This is a genomic window from Myxococcaceae bacterium JPH2, assembly GCA_016458225.1.
Lineage (GTDB): Bacteria > Myxococcota > Myxococcia > Myxococcales > Myxococcaceae > Citreicoccus.
Genome location: JAEMGR010000006.1, coordinates 75351 through 95696, shown reverse-complemented (window position 1 = coordinate 95696; position 20346 = coordinate 75351). Strand labels below are relative to the sequence as shown.

The following is a 20346-nucleotide window of genomic DNA, read 5'->3' as shown; positions in this document are numbered from 1 at the left end:
AATGGGACCTGGTATGGCCCCTTCCCCAAGGTCAAATACAATCTCTGCGCTGAGTACGGAAATTATTTCTGTGGTCAGAAGCACCTCCCCTATCGCGGCAACGTCTGGAAGAAGTGCTGAGTCCTCCATGAAGACTTCCTATCGTGACGTGGTGGTGATTCTCGCGAGCGGTGTCTCGCTGTTCGGCTGTGGCGGCGAGGCACCCGACTCCGCCGTGGCGCAAGGGGAGCCATCCTCCCGACTCGAAGTCCTCCTCGGGCGGCCGTCATCGGCTCCGGACGACGCGTCGAGCACGGGCGAAGTGGGTGAGTTCAAGGCGTGTTGCTACATCAAGTGCAAGAACCAACCGTTGGCCGGGCCCTACCCGAATGTGGAGTACGGCAACTGCACCACCTTCGCGAAGTATCAGTGCCGAGTCCGAAACTCCGTGTACGAGAGCGCAGCCTGGAAGGACTGCTGAGCACACGAACACGGAGCCCTTCGGCGGGTGACTCAGAAGCCCACGTAGGTGGGGGGCGTGGTGCTGGTGAAGAAGTTCGCGTACGTGGCGATGTAGTAGGTGCCGCCCGTTCCCGTCTGTCCCGGGAACGGGCCCGTCTTCGTCCCCGAGGCCGTCAGCGTCGTCCCATCCCCCGAGATGGAGAGGCTGCACGAGTTGACGTTGCCCGCGCCGAAGTTCACCACGAGGTCCGTGTCACGCACGATGCTCAGCGTGTCCGGGGCAACATGCTTGACCTTGCACTGGATGTTGCCGGCCGGGCTCGGGCTGCCTCGGTAGGCGAAGCTCACCGCCACTCCCAGGTCATTGGCCGCCAACGAGATGACCGGTGTGGTGTACGAATAGCCCAACGTCACCGTGTCCGCCGTGCACGTCGCCGAGGCCGCGCGCGCCAGGTCCACCCGGTAGTACGGCGGGCTCATCGACAGCGCGGTCGAAGCGATGGTGAAGGAACAGCCCTGCGATGTCCCGGTCGTCAGTCGCTGCGACTGGGCCGCCAGTGTCTGGGAATCCTGCGGCTCGCCCTCGGAACCACAGGCGGACAGAGACAGGACGGCGAGCAGACCCACTGCGCACTTGAATCCTTGCATGGCATGACTCCGTGTCTGGGATGAGCACTGGAACCCAAGGAACTGTCCCTGATCTCCTTTTGAGAAATCAACTTCACGGCGCGCCTTCGTGCGCGCGGTCCCGCGCCCCCTCCTTCCTTGGAGGCATGGACCGCTCGCCTTGCGCCACCGCGCCGCAGGGCCATCGAGCAAGTGTTGTCATTCATCGCCCAGGCGGGGCCGCGCGCACCCGTGTCCTTTCGGCCAGGGTCCGGCGCACCCGGGCCCGGCGCACGGTGGGAGGTCCGCTCTCACAGGAGCGCCCCGCCCCACCTCTGGGCACTCGGCCTGGAGCCCCCCGCGACGACGCGCCTCAGGATGAGGCCTCTCTTCAGGGGTTCCCTGGGCGCTCGGCGGCGGCGTTCCCTTGCGTGAGACGTCGCGCGAGCACGCACGGCTGCTCGTTTGCGACTGATTCCAGACGGGGTTGATGGAAGACAGCGTGGACTGAGCAGCAAATTCCAGGTGTGTCCACGTCTCGCGGCAAGCATTCCATCTCATTCTGTGTCGAGCACCCGATAGGGAGGCTTTCCTCGTGAGACCGTGACGCCTCGACTCGGCGATGAAGGGCCCGGGATGAGGCTCCTCCACAGAAAAGGCTCACACCCAGCCGCCCCATCCCATCCACCGGGTGAATTGGAGTCCACATGAGCAAGCGTCAGAGCATCACGCTGTCACGTGTCCTGGGTCCCCTCCTGGCCGCTGGCTTGCTGGGTGCGTGGGACAGCAGTCCCGCCGAGCAGGATTACGTGTCCGATGCCCCGCCTCCCGAGGAGTCCAGCGAGGCGTTCTCCCTCACTCCGGGTGGCGATCCCTACGCGGACGCCATCTCCCCCGCGACGACGTCCGTCGTGCTCAACGCGTTCAACGTCCTGGGCGCCCCCGACGGCCTCACCGCCACCGTCGTGGGCCTGCTCAATACTGCGCTCGTGCTCGACATGGGCGCGGGCGAGGAGGGCAACGGCAACCTGAAGATCTACTACAACGGCCTCAACGTGGCGGTGTTGGCGCAGGTGGACTTCATCAGTGCGTCAGGCCACGTGCTCGCCACCACGCCTGCGAATCTGCTGGAGCTGGGGCTGGGCTCCCATGTCGCGGTGGTGCACTACCCGGCGTCCCCCCAGGCGTATCGGTACGTGCGCATCCGGGGTGTGGTGGCCTCGGTCTTCACGATCGACGCGGTGGAGACGGTTCGCCCCGTTGTTTGCGGTGACGGCTACACCTCGGGTGCCGAGCAGTGCGACGACGGCAACCAGCTCTCCGGCGACGGCTGCAACAGTGTCTGCGAAATCGAGTCGGGCCACTCCTGCCACGGGCAGCCCAGCATCTGCGGTCTCGGTACCCGCTGACGCATCCTCCCCCTCCCCCCAAAGCCCCCCGGTTTGACGACCGCCTTCCTTGCCCCATTCCTGAATCTGGGTTGAATGGGCAGCAGGCGCCCGCGTCAAGGCGCTGACTCCGCGGATGCGCTCGCGGAGTCATTTCCACCAAGGAGCATGCATCCATGATCCGCCTCATCCGGGGCCTGGCCCTGTCGTCCCTGTGTCTGTCGCTGGCCGCGTGCGGCGCCAGCAAGTACTACTCGCTGCCGGTCGACTCCAGCCGCGCCACCGAGACCCGCTCGAACCTCGCCGCCTGTGCCACCCAGCAAGGTCTCGAATCACAGCCCATGGACCCGGACGGCGTGAGCGTCCGCTACGACGCGGCCTCCACGCTCTACTATCGCTACGACGGCAGCGACACCTACACCCTGCAAGTCGTGGTGGATGACAAGGCGGTCCCCGCCCCCGAACTGGATGCCCGGTTCACGGCGGCGCGACAGAAGGGCGAGGCGCTCTACGCCTGCGCTCAGGACCAGCTCAACACCCGACTGCTCGTCACCGCCGCCGCCCCCACCGAGCCCACGGCCACCGCGTCCGTGACCGCGGGCACCGCGACGGCGTCCATCACCGGCGGATCCGCCACGGCGTCTGTCTCGGGCGCTTCCACCTCCGCCTCCGTGCATGTGAACGGCGGCACCTGCGCGCAGGCCACCGAGTGCTACGCGCGACTGGCCCGAAGCGTCTGCGAGGGCGCCCAGGAGTGCAGCTTCAAGGTCAGCATCCAGGGCAACGACGAAGCGAACTGCCGTGACGCCCTCCTGCGCGTCCCGGATCTCCTCCAGCCGTTCAAGCTGATGCGGCCCGACCTCGCCGCGCCCGCCATCTGCAAGGTTGATTAGTCCCCCGTGCCTCCCCCACCCGCCCCCGGATCATCGCCGGGGGCGGGACGGGCCCAGGTGATAGAACCCCCGCCATGCCCTCCCTCGGCGCGCGCGCGGCCCGCTGTCCCTCCTGCAAGGCCCCCTTCCCCCTCGTCGCGGGTCAGACGCTCTACACTTGCGGCTACTGCGGCGCCTCCATCGACCTGAACGGCGCCCCAGCTCGGGCGCCCCGACCTCCACCCCCCTCGTCGTCGTCCGTCATGGGAGTAACGGTCGCTGCGATCGTGTTCGTCGTGGGCGGCGCTGGCGCGGTGGCGTTCCTCATCCAGAGCCCCGGCAACCCTCCTCCGCGGGCAACTCCACCTCGCGTGGCGACGCGCCCCGTGCCTCCGCCCAAGGAGCTCCCCGTGGAGAACATCCACTGGGACGCGGCCAACGGCCCTGTCGCCATGGACCTCAACGGAGACGGGACGGAAGACATCATCGGACCCGTGCGCGCCATCCCGCTGCAGGCCGGTGGGACCCTGCGCGAGCTGGTGGCCGCGTTCGACGGAAAGACCTTCGCGAAGCTGTGGGAGGTGGCCCCAGAAGGACCCGCCTCCGACGTGATGTCGAGGACCTGGGTCGCGAAGCAAGCCGGGCGGCTGGTGATGACCGAGCCCGGAGCGCTGCGCATCTTGGAGCCAGCGACGGGCCGGACCCTCGGGCGCGTGCCGCTGTCAGACAAGCCGAGCTACCTGTGCGTCCCCGCGGGCGACCTCCACTCCCTCTGGGTGGAGGTGGAGGATGGTCAGCATCTCCAGCTCGACGTGCCGAGCGGCACGTCCCGTCCCGCGCCCAAGCCCCCGCCGTCCTGCGCGAAGCAGCCCCTGGGAGAGATGACCTGCTCCATGTTCCGCCCGCGCGCGCTGTCCACTCGCTGTGAGGCGCCGCGCAAGGTCCCCGACATCGCCGGCTTCGAGCCTCGGATGGTCTACCGGGTCGGAGACCTTCGACTGGTGATGGGCTCTCGCTCCCCCGGCTCCTCGGTCCCCATGGCGGCCGTGTTCGAGGCGCAAGCGCCGAAGCCCCTGTGGCATGGACTGGTCGCGGACATGAATCCGCTGCTGCTCGCGGAGAGTGTCTCCGAGGCGGTGGAAGTCACGCCGGACGCGCTCTACCTCGGGTACGGCCTCAAGGCGGGAGGCATGCGACTGACTCGCCGAGACATCCGGACCGGCGCCGTGGTCTGGGATGTGCCCATCCCGGGCTCGAAGGACGGCACCCCGCCCAACGCGCTGTGGCTCCAGGGGGGGCGCCTGTACGTCCCCCATTGGACCTGGCTGGACGTCTTCGACATCCAGACAGGTCAGCTGCTGGGCACGATCGGGAAGTGGATGTGAGCGTGCCCCACCGAGGCCGCGTCAGTTGCGCAGCATCTGGTTGGCGGACTCCTTGAGCTGTTGCATCAGCTCGGGCTGGCGCAGCGCCGTCTGGTCGGCGCGAATCGCGGCGTTGAAGCTCCACGGCTGGCTGGACAGGTAGAAGATGCGCTCCTGTCCTCCCGACACCACCAGGAGGAGCTTCGCCTGCGTCTGGGCCTGGAGCACGAAGCGCAGCCGCGCGCCCGGCTGGGCATACTTGGCCGACAGCCCATCCAACGCGGTGGCCAGGTCCGACTGGCCAAAGCCCGCGAACTGCCAGACGCCGTCCAGCTTCGCCAGCCACATCACCAGCCGCGTCTTCCCATTCACCTTCACCGGGAAGTACAGCTCATCCATGGCGGTGAGCAGCGGCGCGATGGCGGCGCCGGGCGCATAGGCATTCAGTCCCGCGGGGTCCAACCGGAACGCCTCGACGGGCGCCCCGACGCTCAGCTGCTCCAACTCGCGGGCGTCCTTCAGGCCGAACTCGGCCAGTCCGGACGTGTCGCGAGCGAGGACGCGCTGCATCTCCTTGAGGCCGTACCCCACCTGCTCATCAATGCGGGACTGCTCGGCCCCGGCCGCCAGGCTGGGCACACCCGCCAGCATCACCAAGCTCACACACGTCGACAGGAAGGTCTTCATCGCGTTCATGGGTCTCACCTGTGAGTGATGGGAGGACTACTTGTGGATGTTCCAGACGGTGTGCGTCCAGGTCCAGCTGCTGTTGCTCTGGAAGTACGCATACGTCACCCAGCTGGAGACTCCACCCGAGCCCACGGGCAGCGGGTTGTTGTAGCGCACGTACTGCGGCCCCGAGTCATCCACGGCGCGAATCACCATCAGGTGGCCGCCGCCGCTCGTCCAGCCAATGCGCGGGATGAAAGGCCAGCCGGAGCTGTACACGTTGGAGAAGGACTGGGCGAACGTCAGCGGCGCGTACGCCACGCTGCACGCGTACCCCATGGACTGCAGGCCCGTGCACGTCTGGCCGATGCTCGCGGTGGGGCTGTTCGGACACGTCGTGCCGCCGAACTCGCGCTTCACGATGTCACACTGGGTCCAATAACTCTCACCCCAGTACGTGGCAATCATGTCAATGGAGGCCGCGTGACACCATTGGTCATACTGCTGGCCAATCAGCGGCACCGACAGGTCCGTATAGGCCGCGGAGGCCGTACCAGACACCAACAGGGCAGCCAGCCACATCTTTCTTCTGAGCATGGAATGACCCTTTCAAGGGCGCAGGGCAAGACGCTGCGCCCGCCGCATCATGCCAGGAATTAAATGTGGATAATTGGTAATTCGCGAATGCTTCACGAAATTGACAAAGGCCTCTCAGCCCGAGGAAGCGGTGCGGGAATGTCGCCGGGGACGAGGTTCGCGCGTGACGCGGAGCGCCGGGCCCCGCAGAGTGCGCCGCGTGTCACGACGCACCTGTGAGTTCATCTTCGGAGTCATCGCGGCCCTGGCGCTGGGAGCTTGCGCCACGGTCCGCCCACCACCGCCGCCCCCCGGTCCCGCCGACGCGGCCCAGGCCTATCTCCAGGTCTGGAGCACCGGAGACCTGTCGCGGCTTCGCGGTGCGGTGCTCGCGCCTCCCGCGGACTTCGAGGCCCAGCACGCGCGCTTCCGCGATGGGCTGCGCATCGTCTCCTCGCGCTTCGAGTTGGGCGAGGTGACGTGGCAGGGAGGAGACAGCGCCGTCGCGCATTTCCGCGCGTACCACTGGCTGCGAGGCCTGGGCGAATGGCCGGTGGACGGGGCCTTGAGGCTCTCGCGCCGCGAGGGTCGCTGGGGGGTGCGCTGGACACCCGCGGTCCTCCATCCGGACGTGCAAGGCGGCGAGCGGTTCTCCCGCACGCGGGCCTGGGGGGCGCGCGCCGACCTGCTCGATGACGCGGGCCGGACGCTGACGCACCTGGGCGACGTCATCACCATCGGGGTGAATCCCGCGCGCGTGCGCTCACGCACGGCGGTGACCTCCGCGCTGGAGACCCAGCTCGGCATTTCCCCGGAGCGAGTGGAACAAGCCCTGGGGCCCGCGGGCGCCACCGTGACCGACGGGTTCGTGCCCATCGTCGACGTGCGGCCCGAGCGCTATCAGGTGGCTCGGCCCGCGCTGGCGCCGGTGCCGGGCATCTTCTTTCGTCGCAAGAGCGCGCGGCTCACGCCCGCGGAGGGCTTCGCGGCGCACACCCTGGGTCGCGTGGGTGAAGTCACCGCCGAGGCACTCGCGCAGTTGGGCCCGTTGTATCAACCGGGTGACGTGGTCGGGCTGTCTGGACTGGAGCGGGCCTATGAGCGGCAGCTGGCCGGCAGCCCCTCCGGAGACGTGACGGTGACACGCGCGGCGGGCGACACGCGCGTCCTCTTCCACTTCGAGGGAACCCCGGGGGCGCCCCTGCGCACCACCCTGCGCCCCGAGGTGCAGGCCGCCGCCGAGGCCGCCCTCGACGGGGTGGTGGAGCCCGCCGCGCTCGTCGCGGTGGACAGCGCCACGGGCGCCATCGTGGCGATCGTCAGCCGCCCGCTCGCGCAGCCCGCGCACCGTGCCCTCACGGGCCGCTATCCGCCTGGCTCCACGTTCAAGATTGTTACCACCGAGGCGCTGCTCGCCGAAGGGCTGGAGCCCCGCACCCCGGTGGCCTGCCCCCCCACCGTGACGGTCGGAGGCAGGACCTTCCGCAACTTCGAGGATGAGTTCCTGGGCACCACGTCCTTGCGTCTGGCTTTTGCCCACTCGTGCAACACGGCGTACGTGGCGCTGGCGGAGCAACTGGGCCCGGAGCGACTGGCCGCGGCGGCGCACCGCTTCGGCTTCGACGTGCCGTACCGCGCGGGGCTCCCCACGCCGGGCGCGTCCTTCCCGCCGCCGCGCGACGTGGCCGAGCTGGCGTCCGCCGCCATCGGACAAGGCCGGGTGCTGGCCACGCCGCTGCATCTGGCATCGGTGGGAGGGGCCGTGGCAGCCGGCCAGTGGCGCGCGCCCTATCTCGTGAAGGAGCAGGAGCCGGGGCCTCGCGAGTCACTCGCGCCCGGCACCTCGGGGCCGCTCGCCGCGATGATGCGCGCGGTCGTCACCGAGGGTACGGGCCGCGCATTGGCGAGCGTGCCTGGCGCGGGCGGCAAGACAGGCACCGCGGAGTTCGGCACCACGCCGCCGCTGCCCACCCATGCCTGGTTCGTGGGCTTCCACGCGGGCCTCGGCTTCGCGGTCTTGGTCGAGGGCGGAGGCGTGGGTGGGCGTGTCGCCGCGCCCATTGCCGCGAGGTTCGTGAGCGCCGTGAAGTAATCGCCGACCCCCCGGAGGCGAATATCTACCCATGCAATCATTTCCGAAGAATCTGCTTACTCACAATTCAACGGAAGACAAGTGTTGGATACACTCCAAGTGCGACCTCGGGACGACTCGTTCCGGGCGCATCTGGGGGTGCCAATGTACAGAAACATCCGTCATGCCGTGACAGCATTGTCGTTGGCTGGAATGTTTGTTGTCACAGCGGGCTGTAACGCCGGCGCTGAGCAGGGAACAACTCCCGCGTCGGCTCAAACACAACCACAACAGAATAATCCTGACTCGACGGCGCAAGCCGCGACGAACGAGGACCCGGAGCCAGAGACCACCATCGAGGCGATGTCGACACTGCCGATGGTGGACGCCGCGAAGTCCGCGGACACGCTCATCCAACGGCTGAGTGACAAGACGGCGCTCAGCGAGAACACGGCCGTGCACGTCCGGCTGCCGGCGCCGTCCAACGACAAGCTCAAGGACAGCCTCATCCGCATCGTGGGCTCCGAGTCGAGCCCGGTGGTGATGTTCCGCTCGGACGCGCTCGCGCAGATGGGCCTCATCAAGTCCAGCCCGGGGCCGGAGTTCTTCACCTCGCTGTCGAACTTCGACGACAAGGAGATCGACACCCGCCTGGAGAACGAGGCGGGGCTGCTGTCAGGCAAGTTTGGTGAGACGACCCCGGAGACGGTCCTGTTCGAGGGGCGCTCGCCGGTATCGATGGCCAAGGGCCTGTCCTTCGACCTGGCCTCGCTCAACGCGGGCATCGCGGTGCCCGCGATGCTGTGCCCGGTGACGCCCGCGTCCACCACGGCCGCGTGGGGCAAGTCGCTGCTCATCACCGCGCCGCAAGTGGTGCAGGACCCCACGCGCACGTGGGACCCGTGCACGGGCGCTGGCACGCAGGGCGGTGTCTGGACGTTCGCGCACCTGATGCGTCAGCTCGCGACGAACTCGGGCAACACGCCGGACATCTTCGTGCAGCGCTGGCTGGAGACGTGGCTCAACCCGCAGGTCATCAACAATGACTCGGTGGCCCAGCGCCTCAACATGTTCAACCAGGTCATCCAGCCGTGGGCCACCGCCAGCGGTGGCACGGCGACCCTGGTGGTGGACGGGTCGGGCCGGCTCGGCGTCAGCCTCACGGCGCCGCTCAACCTCAACATCGCGCCCTTCCGGCTGCTGGCCATCGTGAACCGCGTGGACCTGGGCCGCACGGTGAACGGCCCGGCGGGCTACGGCGGCGGCACGACGAGCCAGCCGGTGAACGCGGGCGAGCTGCGCTTCATCTTCGGCGTGACGCAGAAGGTTTCCGCGACGAACTGCGGCCTGAAGCAGTTCACCACCATCTTCGAGTACGGCGTGCCCATCACGGGCTGCTCCAACGTGGTGGCCTGGGCGCGTGACTGGCTCAACCTCAACAGCTTCGCCACGTTCAACAGCGGCTACCTGACGGCGCTGCAGGGAATCACGCAGCGCGTGGTGATGGCCAACCTGGCGCCCACCAAGGGCAACAAGAACGCGCTGAACCAGATTCGCACCAACGAGATTTCCCTGGCGACGGACGGCAAGTGGGAGCTGCGTGAGTTCACCTTGAGCGCGGAGAACTTCGTGACCGGCACGGACACGCCGGTCAGCGGCCTGTTGCGGCCGCACACCGTGGCGCAGAGCCCGGATGACGGCCTGCACCCGGCGGCGAGCAGCCCGCTGGTGGACCAGTACGTGCGCAACGTGGTGCTGCCCACGGTTCCGGCGGGCTCGGGCCCGGCGCCCGCGCAGTGCTCGTCCAACTACACGGTGCCCTACTCGTTCCTGAGCACGCGCTTCCGCGGTGGCAACTCGCTCATCCCGCCCAACTTCTGGAAGGCCACCAGCATCAACCCGGCGCTTCCCAAGGAGCTGTGCGCGCGGCATGACTTCTCGCTCAACACCTGCCAGGGCTGCCACCGCAGCGACACGGCCACCGTGTTCACCCACGTGAAGCCGACGACGGGCATCCCCGCGGCGCTGTCCTCGTTCCTCACCGGCGGTGGCCCGGGCTCGTTCATCTCCGTCTCCGACACGCAGTTCCCGGCCAGTGGCGCCAAGTGGCGCTTCGCGGACCTGGACCGTCGTTGGCGCCGGCTGAACCAGCTGGCCACGTGCACGTTCTGCTCGCGCTTCCCCGTCTTCTCCGGCGGGCTGGTGGACGCCGTGGGGCAGCTGGCCGGCGTGGTGCCCATCGATCCGGTGGGCCCGCTCAGCTCGGATCCGAAGTTCGAGGTCGGCCCCATCACCGACTTCGCCGTGGTCAAGAAGGTGCTGGACACCCGCGCGCAGTTCTTCGTGGGTGAGACGGAGGAGCCGCTGAACGTCGTCCGCCCGGCGGAGTCGTTCACGCACTGACGTCTGGCCGCACCACCGCTGCGCGCACGGGGCCTTCTTGCCCGTGCGCGCGCGGTCCCTAGCGGGGCTCGGGTCCGGGCATGAGGAGCCGGATGCTCACATCGAGCTGGCTCTGGAGCTTCTCGAGCAGGCTGCCCAGCTCCGCGACCTCCGTGCCCACCCGCGCGGCGAAGCGCTGTCGCGTCTGGAGGAGCAACCACTCGCGAGCGCTCGCCAGCCAGCGCTTCACCGAGGAGCGATCCACGCCATAGAGGCGGGCAATCTGCTGGGTCGTCAGCCCCTCCACCACCTGCATGCGCAACAGCGTGCGGGAGCGCGGCTCCAGGTCCGCCAGGGACGCGCGAAACGCCTCGTTGAAGTCCGCGCCGTAGCGGTCCTTGAGGTACCCCAGCTCCACGTCCTCCGCCGCCGTGGCCAGGGCTTGCAGCCGCGAGTCGTCCGGCAATGCGACCGCGCGGGGCTCATGCGCGAGGCTCCAGGCGAGGCGCAGCGCCGTCATCCGGAGCCACGCGGACAAGGGACCTCGGCCTCCGTACTCGGCGATGCGCGGCGGCCCCTCGCCGTCCTTCACGAGCACGTGCGAGCGCAAGCGCTGGACGACCTCGTCGACGTGGGCGGGTGCCACGCCTCGCCGCGACAGGGCCGAGCGCACCTGCGGGACGAAGCGCGCCTCGAACTCGGCGAGCGCGACGGCGTCGCCTTGGGCGCAGGCCTTCGCGAGCCGCAAGTCGTCGAGGTGGTCCCCGGTCTCGGGTGCCTTCGCCATCTCGACGAGCCTACACTGGCGGTATGGCGTGTCCCAGCACCGAGACCCTGCTCGCTTTCGTCCGCGGGCTTCTCCCCGAAACCGAGGCGGCGCCTCTGCGGGCGCACCTGGACGCATGCGCCCAGTGCCGCACGCTCGTCGCCGAGGGCGTGGCCTCGGAGGATGGACACTCGTCGCCGTCCTCCGATGGCGTGACCGCGTCCAGGTTCTTCTGCGCGGGAGCGACCCTCGGGCGCTACGTGGTGCTCGAGCGCATTGGGGCGGGCGGCATGGGGGTCGTGTATGCCGCGAGGGACCCCGAGCTGAACCGCCGTGTGGCGCTCAAGCTCATCCGGGTGGAGGTCCACGCCCCCGAGCGGCGCGCGGAGGCCCAGGCGCGACTGCTGCGTGAGGCCCAGGCCACCGCGCGCATCGACCATCCCAACGTCATCGCCATCCACGACGTGGGCCGCATCGACGACATGGTCTTCCTGGCCATGGACCTGGTCGAAGGCACCACGCTGGGCGCGCGCATGCGCCAAGGCCTCCTTCCCTGGCGCGAGGCGCTCGAGCTGTTCATCCAGGCCGGACGCGGCCTCTCCGCGGCGCACGAGGCGGGGCTCGTGCATCGCGACTTCAAGCCCGACAACGTCCTCATCGGGCCATATGGGCGGGTGCGCATCACCGACTTCGGGCTGGCGCGGCTCGTCACCAGCGCGGAAGAGGCCGTGGCGCAGAGCCCAGGTCTCCCCTCTCCCACCGCGCAGGGTGAGGCCATCACCCAGACAGGCACGTTGCTTGGGACGCCCGGCTACATGTCGCCGGAGCAGGCGCGCGGCGAGTCTCCTGACGCGCGGAGCGACCAGTTCAGCTTCTGCGTCGCGCTCTACGAGGCGCTGTATGGCAAGCGCCCCTGCGTCGCGCCCGGGCCCGCGACGGCGCGCAATCCACGCCCCCTGTCCCGAGAGCCAAGCATCCCGGGATGGCTCCATCGCGCCGTCATGAAGGGGCTGTCGCCCGAGCCCAGCGCGCGCCATTCGTCGATGTGCGCGCTCATCCAGGCACTGGAGCAGACGCCCCGGCGACACTGGCGCAAGCTGGCGGTGGCGCTCGCGGTGGCGACGCCGCTGGTCGCGGTGGGCGCGGTGCGACACCTCCTCCCGCCGAGGGACCCGTGTGGTGGCGCCGAGGTGGCCTTCGCGGGGACCTGGGATGCGCCGCAGCACCTGGCCGTGAAGACCGCGCTGACGCACAGCCCGCTGCCCATCGGCGGCGCGGCGTGGAGCGAGGTGGAGCGAGCGCTCGACGCCTATGCCACGAGGTGGAGAGGCGCGCACCGGCAGGCGTGCGAGGCCACGCGCGTGCAGGGGCGCCAGACCGAGGGCATGTTCGAGCGACACCTGCTCTGCCTGGACCAGCGCAAGAAGGACGTGGCCGCGCTGGTGGAAGTGCTGAGCGCGGCGGACGACTCCGCCGTGCGCAACGCGGTGCGCGCGGTGCATGGCCTGGAGGACGTGGCGCGCTGCGCGGATCTGCAATCGCTCACCTCGCCTCGGCCCCCGCCCACGGATGCCGAGTCCCAGCGGAAGATGGAGGAACTGCGTCGCGACCTGGGCCGCATGCGCGCGCGCTTCGAAGCAGGCCAGCCGATGCCCGCCCTGGAGCTCGCCAACGCGGTGCTGCCGCACATCGATGGACTGGGTTATCCCCCGCTCGAGGCCGAAGCCCTGCTGGGGGTGGCCGAGGCCCAGGGCCGGGCCACGCAGGACCGAGACGCCGTGCAGACCTTGCATCGGGCCATCCAGGTCGCGGAGGCAGCGCGGTTGGATCGGCAAGCCGCCGAGGGCTGGGTCCAGCTGGTGCGATTGACGAGCTTCCTGGACGCCAAGGACGCGGACCCCAGCAATCAACTGCCTCAACACGCCGCCGCCGCGATCCAACGACTGGGGGGCGATGCGCAGCTCGAGGCCATGCTCGCCGCGAACACCGGCAGTTTGTTGTTCGCCCAGGGCAAGCTCCCGGAGTCACTCGCCCAGTCCCTGCACGCCGTCGAGCTGGCTCGAAAGGCCTTTCCGCCAGGCGATCGACGCACCGGCACGGCGCTGCTCGGCGCGGGTCAGATGATGGCACGCGCGGGCCGCCACGCCGAGGCCATCCCCCTGCTTCGCGAGGCCGAGGCCCTCTACACGGCGGCCATGGGCTCCGAGCACCCGAACGTGGCCATCGTCGTCGAGTCCATCGCCGTCCAGGAGATCTACACCGGCAAGCCCGAGCAGGCGCTCGTCGATCAACGACGCGCCCTGGCCCTCTTCGAGCGCGCGTTCGGCGCGGAGTCCGCCGAGGTGGCGTCCTCCCTGAAGAACGTGGGCAACATGCTCGGAGACCTGGGCCACCACGCCGAAGCCGTGGCGACGTACGAGAAGGCGGCGGCGATCCAGGCCAAGGTGCTCGGCCCGCAGCATCCCGACCATGCCTCCACCCTCTCCAGCATGGGGCAGGCCCTGCTCCGGCTCGGGCGCCATCGCGAGGCCGTGGACACACACCGGCGCGCGCTCGCCATCCGCGAGGCGGCCCTGGGCCCCGAAGCGCTGGAGGTGGCCTACGACCTGGCGATGCTGGGCTCGGACTTCTTGACGATGGCCGAGCCGCGTCAGGCCCGCGACTACCTGGAGCGCGCGCTGCGAACCTACGAGCATGACGCCGTGGGGCAGGACGAGCTGGTGCTCGCGGACATGCGCTTCCTGCTGGCCGAGGCCCTGGTGAGCGAGCCCAGCCAGCGGGCCCGGGCCCTGCGGCTCGCGAACTCCACGCTCGACATCTACCGGCGCTTCCCGGGCGCGCGAAACAAGGAGACGACCGAGGTCGAGCAGTGGCTGGCGAAGAGACACTGAGCGCCAGGCACCGCGCCGCTCACGGAGGCGCGCCGCCCGACTCCGTGGAGGGTCGCACCGCGGCGTGCGCGCGGACCGGGAGCGAGACACGAAAGGTGGAGCCGCGCCCCAGCTCGCTCTCCACCCAGATGCGACCGCCGTGGCGCTCGACGATGTCGCGGCAGATGTAGAGCCCCAGGCCCAGCCCCCCGAAGCCCGACACTGGCGAGTTGTGCGCGCGGAAGAAGCGATTGAACAGGCGCGCCTGCTCCTCGGTGGGAATCCCGATGCCCGAGTCCGTCACGGACAGCACGGCCGCGGTCCCCTCCCGAGTCAGCGTGATGCGCACCGCGCCGCCCAGCGGGCTGTACTTGATGGCGTTCTCCACCAGGTTGGACAGCACCTGGGTCAGGCGGCCTCGGTCACCCTGGACGATGAGTTCTTCGCTGGGCGCCTCGTACGTCACCACGTGGCGCTCGCTCGCGTCGCGGAAGTCGGACGTCACCTCGCGCACGACGTCCTGGAGCGGCACGGGACCACGCTGCATCTCCAGCCGACCGGCCCCCACCAGGGACGCGTCCAGCAAGTCATTGACGAGCGACGCAAGCCGACGCACCTGCCCGAGCGCCTTGTCCACGCGCTCGGGAGTCACGGGCTGGCCGGCGACGAGCGCGTTGCGCAGGGACTGGAGCAGCAGGCGCAATGGCGTCAGCGGCGTCTTGAGTTCATGCGAGGCGATGGAGAGGAAGTCGTCGCGCACCTGGATGGCCTCGTGCGCTTCACGCAGGAGACGCTCGCGCTCCCGGGCCGCGCGCACTCGCTGGGTGACATCCCGGAAGCTCCACACCCGCCCCGTGATGACACCGCCATGGCGCTGTGGCTGAGAGGAGCGCTCCATCACCCGCCCGTCGTTCAGCTCGATGATGTCGAAGCTGTCCGCGTCCGGCGTGTCGTACAGCGCGCGCACGCGGGCGACGAACTGCTCGGGGTCCTTCACCTGCTCACTCGCCGTCCGCAGCATCCGCGCGTCCTGCCCCCCCTTCAGCAGCTCCTCGGACACCCCCCACATCCGTTGGAAGCGGCGGTTGTAGGCCGTGAGTCGCCCCTCCCGGTTCACCACGAGGAGCCCGTCCGTCGTGGCATCGAGCGTGGCCTCCAACAGCGACACCGTGCGCTCCAGACGCTCCTGCGCGCCGCGCTGCTGGGTGACGTCCACCATGATGCCGCGCAGCCGATGGGGCCGGCCCGCCTCGGTCAGCACGGTGACCAGGTCGCGCAGCCACACCACGCGGCCATCGGCCGTGAGCATCCGATACTCGAACTCGTGCGGCAGACACCGCTCGGCCGACTCACGACAGAACGACGAGGCCCAGTCCCGGTCATCGGGGTGCAGGTGCTTCACCCAGAAGCCCGGGTCCTCGACCCACTGGCGCGCGGGATATCCGAGCAGACGCTCTGCCTGCTGACTCACGAAGGTGAAGCGGAAGCTCGCATCGGCCTCCCACACGATGCCGTCGATGCTGTCGATGAGTTCCTCCAGCTCGCGCCGCGCACGCGTGAGCTGAAGCTCGGCGACCTCACAGCGCGCCGTGGCGGGGTCGGGATCCAACGCCGTGTCCCCCGCCCCCAGCACCTGCACCGTGCCCAGCACCTGTCCCGCGTCGTCCGCCCCTTCCACGAGACTGAGCGCGATAGAGAGCCGCAGCACGCCGCCCTCGGGGCACGTCACGCGAGCATCCACCGTCGCCGGAGCACGCGAGTCCACGACCGAGCGCCACGCGTCTTGCAGCCCAGGCAGGTCCCTGGGGTCCACGATGCGTTCGAGCAGCGAGGGCTCCCAGGCCTCGCCCTCACGGCGGCCGAGCACCTGGGCGAGCGACCGACTCAGCCAGCGCAGGCGCGGCGGCTCGCGCTCCCCCATCCAGAGGAGGGGCGCCACCGGCAGGAACGGCTCGGAGGGGCTCGCGCGGTCCGACGGTGTTCGGCTCATGGCCCCTCCTTTCCTGGGACGTGGTGTCCGGTGGCACGGGCTCCATGAAGAAACACCGCACACCCCCTGGGCGCACCGACGAACCCGAGGCTCCGCGCGCCGCGCCGGGGCCCAGGCGGGCGGCCTTCAGCGGAAGGCGTCCGGGTCGCCGGCGTAGAGCCGCAGCTCCTCTTTGAAGAGGCGCGACTCATACCCAGGCACGATGCGGCCCCCAAAGTCAGTGATGGGGACTCCGTCATACGTGACGTGGGCCCGCTGCTTCTTGGCCTGCAGCTCATCGCGCGCAGCGGCGTCCTTGCCGATGTCCTTCTGGACGAAGGTCACGCGCTGGGTCGTGAGGAAGGTCGCGGCGTCCCGACAAATCTCACAGCCTCCTCGGACGTAGAGGATGATGGGGTACGGGCTGGGGGCCGCCGCAACGGTCTCCGGGCGCTGCGACTTCGGCGCATCCGCCGCGGCGCCCTGGGCCGCTGCGAGGTGAGCGTCCATTGCCTCCAGTTGCCCGCGGGCCTTCTTGCTGGACGCTTCTTGCTGGGCCGCGTCCTTGCGGAGCGCGCGCCACTTCGACTGAGCCGGCTTGGCCAGCGACGCGGGCACCTCCGCCGACAGCAGCGTGAGGACGCGAGACCACTCCGCCTCGCCGCTGGCGATCTCCGCGCGCAGCAGGCGCGCCGCGGGCGCGGAGTTCGTCACGCGCAACCACTTCTCGCAGGTGTCCTCCGCGGAGGAGATCTGCTTCTCCGCGAAGTAGGCGCGCGAGGCCACCTCGAGCGCGGCGGGCTGCTCCGCGTCGTAGCGCAGCGCCATCTGCGAGAACTGCAGCGCGAGCATGGTGTCCTTCTTCGCGAGCGCGGCGCGGCTCGCGTCCGCGAGGACCGCCGCGGCGGGAGCGCGCTCCTCGGCGGACACGTTCTGTCCATCCAAGGCGAAGAGGACTTCGTCGAGGTGCCCCTTCTTGAGGTGACCCCGGGCAACCTCCACGGGCGAGGCCGCGAGCGCGGGAGCAGCGAGCGACAGCAACAGCACGAGTGCAAGGCGCATGGCGTGCGCAGCCTAGGCCAGCGCCTCACCTCGCGCAGCAGGCACGTGGGCGGCCGCGGCCAGGTCCGTCGTCACCCCGAGGAAGTCCTGGGAGTGCGCCTGGCACCAGGCCTCGAAGCTGCGCGGACGCTGGCCCGTCATCTGTTCAACGGTGGGCGTCACCACCGCTGCCTTGCCTGCTCTGACCTGAGCGGAATCCTGCACCACCGCCTCAGCGACCAGAGGAGGGCAGCCCGTCTTGCGGATGAGCGAAGCGGCGGCCTCCACCGACAGGTTCACCCCTCGCAGCGGACGGCCCAGCACCGAGGACAGGATGCGCACCTGCTCGCCCACGCTCAACAACTCCGCGCCGGTGAGTTCGTATGTCCTGCCCTCGTGGCCCGGCTGCGTCAGCGCGGTGACCGCCACCCGAGCGATGTCGCTCGCATCGATGGGCGCGACCCGTCCGTCTCCCGTGAAGTGATACACCGCGCCCTCCGCGCGAATGGAGGCCGCCCACTGGAGCGCGTCCGACATGCAGGCGCCGGGGCGGATGGCGGTCCACGCCAGACCCGAGGTCTCCAGGAGCTGCTCGCGGTCGCGGTGCCATTGCCCCAAGAGGGACAGCGGCGCCATGCCCGCCGACAGCGCGGACAACGTCACCACGTGACGCACACCCGAGTGCTTCGCCGCATCCAGCGCATGCGCCGCGGGCACCAGCGTGGGCCCCGGAGTCTGGAGGAACAGGCGCTCCACGTCGCGCATGGCGGCGGGCAGCGAGTCCGGCTGGCCCAGGTCACCCCGCACCACCTCCACGCGCGCATCGAGCCCCATCGGCCGCACGCCCTCCCGAGAGAGCACGCGGACGTGCTCACCCGCCGAGAGCAACTGCGTCACGACGGCGCGCCCCACGCGGCCCGTCGCGCCCGTTACGAGAATCATCGTCCACCTCGCAGCTTGTCCACGCCGGCATCCTCGGGGGCGTGCATGAAGCCAACCCCCTGGGGCGTGTGAAGAAGTGCAAAGCAGCGGGCGTTCTCAGCTGAAGCCCAGGCGCGGGCCCCTTCAGAACGCGAAGGTGTGCGCGATGATCTCCTTCATGACCTCGGACGTGCCGCCCCCGATGGTGAGCATGCGCACGTCGCGCCACGCGCGGGCCACCGGGGTCTCCTCCACGTAGCCCATGCCGCCGTAGAACTGCTGGCAGTCATAGGCCACGCGCTGGGCCAGCTCGCTGGTGAGCAGCTTGGCCATGGAGATTTCCTTCACGGGCTTGGCCTTGCGGCTGCGCTCGTACAGGTCCACGGCGTGGTACGTCAGGCGCCGCGCGGCCTCGAGCATCGTCAGGTGCTCCACGAACTTGTGGCGCCACACCTGGAAGTCGATCAACCGCTGACCAAAGGCCTCGCGCTCGCGGCCGTACCGCAGCGCGTCCTTCAAGAGCCACTCCATCACCGCCACCGTGTTGAGCGCCGTCACCAGGCGCTCCGAGTGGAAGCTGCTCATGATGTACGAGAAGCCGTCGTTCTCACGGCCGAGCACGTAGCGCGCCGGAATGCGGCAGTCCTCGAAGTAGAGGATGGCCATGTCCGATGCGCGCTGCCCCACCTTCTCCAGCTTGCGCGACACCTGGAAGCCCTTCACGTCCGTGGGGAACGTCACCAGCGAGATGCCCGGCGCACCCGGGCCTGCCGTGCGCACCGCCAGCACGAGGAAGTCGGCGCTCGCGCCGTTGGTGATCCACGTCTTGGAGCCATGGATGACGTAGTCATCCCCGTCCCGCCGCGCGGTGGTGCGCAGCTGGGCCAGGTCCGAGCCCGCGCCCGGCTCGCTCATCGCCAGCGCGGCGATGCGCTCGCCCCGAAGCGCGGGTGCGAGGAACTCGCGCTTCTGCTCCTCCGTGCCCAGCTCGTTGAGCACCGGCGTGGCCATCTGCCCTTGCACCAGCAGCGCCATGCTCACGCCCGCGTTCTGGCTGCGCGCCAGTTCCTCCGCGAACGCCGCCACGTACCAGTAATCCAGCCCGCTGCCCCCGTAGCGCGGATCATGGTTGATGCCGAAGAACCCCAGCGCGCCGCACTTCGTGAAGACGTCGCGGGGAAAGCCCCCTGCGCGCTCCCACTCCAGCGCGTGGGGCGCCAGCTCCCGCTCCACGAACTGCCGCACCGTGCGGCGGAAGGCGTCGTGCTCGGGGGTGAACCGCTCGTGCATGGTGCGAGTCCTCGGGAACTGGGTCCGCCCGACTCGCACGATACTAGTCGTGTCTAACGGGTTCGTCAGGACTTGACGGACCCGCCGCCCTGGCACCCGTCATGGGGTGCCGAGGGCAGGATGGCCCGCCTCAGAAGAACGGGAGCCAGACGAAGCGCACGCCCATGGTGAAGGTGGCGTGGAAGCCGTCCTTCACGGCGGACACCTGGCTCTCGATGGGCTCGGTGTTGGGGACGCTCAACGTCACGGTCTGCGTGCCCGTGCGCACGGTGTAGCTGCCCACCGACGCGGTGAAGGCAGGGCCCGCCGCCACGTAGCGACCGAGCCGGAAGTCACCGCCGAAGGAGAGCCGCGCGAAGGTGGGGCCTCGGTCCGTGACATGCGTCTCCAGCTTCCCGGGCACCGCGCCCACGCCGGCCACGGGCACGGAGATGTCTCCCTTCACGCGGCTCTTGAGGAACTCCATGCCCACGCCCAGGCCCACCCAGGGGTCGAACATGCCGAGCGCGAAGTGGTAGCGGGCCTCGACACCGAAGCGCCATTGCCACGTCGCGCAGTCGAAGTTCTCGGGACAGGAGAGTGGGTTGCGCTTGGTGAAGACCTCCTCGTAGGAGCCGTAGGCACCGCCGTACAGGTGCGGCGTGACGCGATAGCCCACTTCCAGGATGACGGGCAGCGAGGCCTTGGCGGCGTCGGTGATCTTGAGGTTCTCCAACTGGCCCGTGCGCGACGTGCCCTCTTTATAGACGAAGCCCGCGCCCAGGCCGCCGTTCACGCTGAGCGCCATCTGGAAGCCGGTGGTGTTCTTGACGGCCTCGATGCGCGCCGCCTTCATCCGGGCTTCCATGCTCGCTGCATCGGATTCGGGTGGAGCCCCTTGCGCCTCCGGGCTCTCTTGGGCCGCCGCGGGTGCGGCGAGTCCCAGCGTGAACAGCACCGACAGCGTCCAGCAAAGCCTTGCAGTCCTCAGCATGCGCCCCTCCGTGAGCAGAGCGGCGGCGACTGTGGGCGCGGCGCAGAGGGCAGGGAAGGCGAAGAAGGGCACAGCGTTGGAGGACGACAGTGGCCGCGCTCGCAACGTCAAACACTGTAGCAATTCGGCCCGCAAAACCAACGGGTT

General features: G+C 69.4%; 16 protein-coding genes. 7 read left to right on the top strand and 9 right to left on the bottom strand.

What is annotated here, in order from left to right; genetic code table 11:
- Positions 1–127: 127 nt before the first annotated feature.
- Complete coding sequence (locus JGU66_13040; GenBank protein MBJ6761695.1) at positions 128–460, top strand: hypothetical protein; 333 nt, start codon at positions 128–130, stop codon at positions 458–460.
- A 32-nt stretch (positions 461–492) separates the two neighbouring features.
- On the opposite strand, the gene JGU66_13035 is transcribed toward JGU66_13040, so the two are convergent.
- Positions 493–1089: a hypothetical protein gene (locus tag JGU66_13035; protein ID MBJ6761694.1), complete on the bottom strand. Its 597-nt coding sequence runs from the start codon at positions 1087–1089 to the stop codon at positions 493–495.
- A 665-nt stretch (positions 1090–1754) separates the two neighbouring features.
- Here JGU66_13035 and JGU66_13030 point away from each other — a divergent pair.
- From JGU66_13030 to JGU66_13020, 3 genes are all read left to right on the top strand, one after another.
- On the top strand, positions 1755–2456 hold the full coding sequence (locus JGU66_13030; protein MBJ6761693.1) for a DUF4215 domain-containing protein: 702 nt from the start codon (positions 1755–1757) through the stop codon (positions 2454–2456).
- A 155-nt stretch (positions 2457–2611) separates the two neighbouring features.
- The gene (locus JGU66_13025) at positions 2612–3328 is read left to right on the top strand and encodes a hypothetical protein (protein ID MBJ6761692.1); all 717 of its coding nucleotides are present in this window, start codon (positions 2612–2614) and stop codon (positions 3326–3328) included.
- A gap of 242 nt (positions 3329–3570) precedes the next feature.
- Positions 3571–4692, top strand: coding sequence for a hypothetical protein (locus JGU66_13020; GenBank protein MBJ6761691.1), 1122 nt, complete (start codon positions 3571–3573; stop codon positions 4690–4692).
- A gap of 21 nt (positions 4693–4713) precedes the next feature.
- Here the strand turns inward: JGU66_13020 and JGU66_13015 are convergent, their stop codons facing one another.
- Positions 4714–5367, bottom strand: coding sequence for a hypothetical protein (locus JGU66_13015; GenBank protein ID MBJ6761690.1), 654 nt, complete (start codon positions 5365–5367; stop codon positions 4714–4716).
- A 27-nt stretch (positions 5368–5394) separates the two neighbouring features.
- A complete protein-coding gene (locus tag JGU66_13010; GenBank protein MBJ6761689.1) occupies positions 5395–5937 on the bottom strand; it encodes a hypothetical protein in 543 nt (180 codons plus the stop codon).
- 244 nt (positions 5938–6181) lie between these two features.
- Here JGU66_13010 and JGU66_13005 point away from each other — a divergent pair, with 244 nt between their 5' ends.
- Positions 6182–8008, top strand: coding sequence for a penicillin-binding protein (locus JGU66_13005; GenBank protein ID MBJ6761688.1), 1827 nt, complete (start codon positions 6182–6184; stop codon positions 8006–8008).
- A 342-nt stretch (positions 8009–8350) separates the two neighbouring features.
- Complete coding sequence (locus tag JGU66_13000; protein ID MBJ6761687.1) at positions 8351–10390, top strand: hypothetical protein; 2040 nt, start codon at positions 8351–8353, stop codon at positions 10388–10390.
- Positions 10391–10448: 58 nt separating this feature from the next.
- On the opposite strand, the gene JGU66_12995 is transcribed toward JGU66_13000, so the two are convergent.
- Positions 10449–11156: a sigma-70 family RNA polymerase sigma factor gene (locus JGU66_12995; GenBank protein ID MBJ6761686.1), complete on the bottom strand. Its 708-nt coding sequence runs from the start codon at positions 11154–11156 to the stop codon at positions 10449–10451.
- Positions 11157–11179: 23 nt separating this feature from the next.
- Here JGU66_12995 and JGU66_12990 point away from each other — a divergent pair, with 23 nt between their 5' ends.
- Positions 11180–14026, top strand: a complete 2847-nt coding sequence (locus JGU66_12990; protein ID MBJ6761685.1) for a tetratricopeptide repeat protein — start codon at positions 11180–11182, stop codon at positions 14024–14026.
- A 19-nt stretch (positions 14027–14045) separates the two neighbouring features.
- Here the strand turns inward: JGU66_12990 and JGU66_12985 are convergent, their stop codons facing one another.
- From JGU66_12985 to JGU66_12965, 5 genes are all read right to left on the bottom strand, one after another.
- A complete protein-coding gene (locus tag JGU66_12985) occupies positions 14046–15926 on the bottom strand; it encodes a PAS domain-containing protein (protein ID MBJ6761684.1) in 1881 nt (626 codons plus the stop codon).
- 195 nt (positions 15927–16121) lie between these two features.
- Complete coding sequence (locus JGU66_12980) at positions 16122–17036, bottom strand: hypothetical protein (protein MBJ6761683.1); 915 nt, start codon at positions 17034–17036, stop codon at positions 16122–16124.
- A 12-nt stretch (positions 17037–17048) separates the two neighbouring features.
- Positions 17049–17957 (bottom strand): SDR family oxidoreductase, encoded by a 909-nt coding sequence (locus JGU66_12975; protein ID MBJ6761682.1) that lies wholly within the window; start codon positions 17955–17957, stop codon positions 17049–17051.
- A 123-nt stretch (positions 17958–18080) separates the two neighbouring features.
- The gene (locus tag JGU66_12970) at positions 18081–19226 is read right to left on the bottom strand and encodes an acyl-CoA dehydrogenase family protein (protein MBJ6761681.1); all 1146 of its coding nucleotides are present in this window, start codon (positions 19224–19226) and stop codon (positions 18081–18083) included.
- A gap of 130 nt (positions 19227–19356) precedes the next feature.
- Positions 19357–20199, bottom strand: a complete 843-nt coding sequence (locus JGU66_12965; GenBank protein MBJ6761680.1) for a hypothetical protein — start codon at positions 20197–20199, stop codon at positions 19357–19359.
- Positions 20200–20346 lie beyond the last annotated feature (147 nt).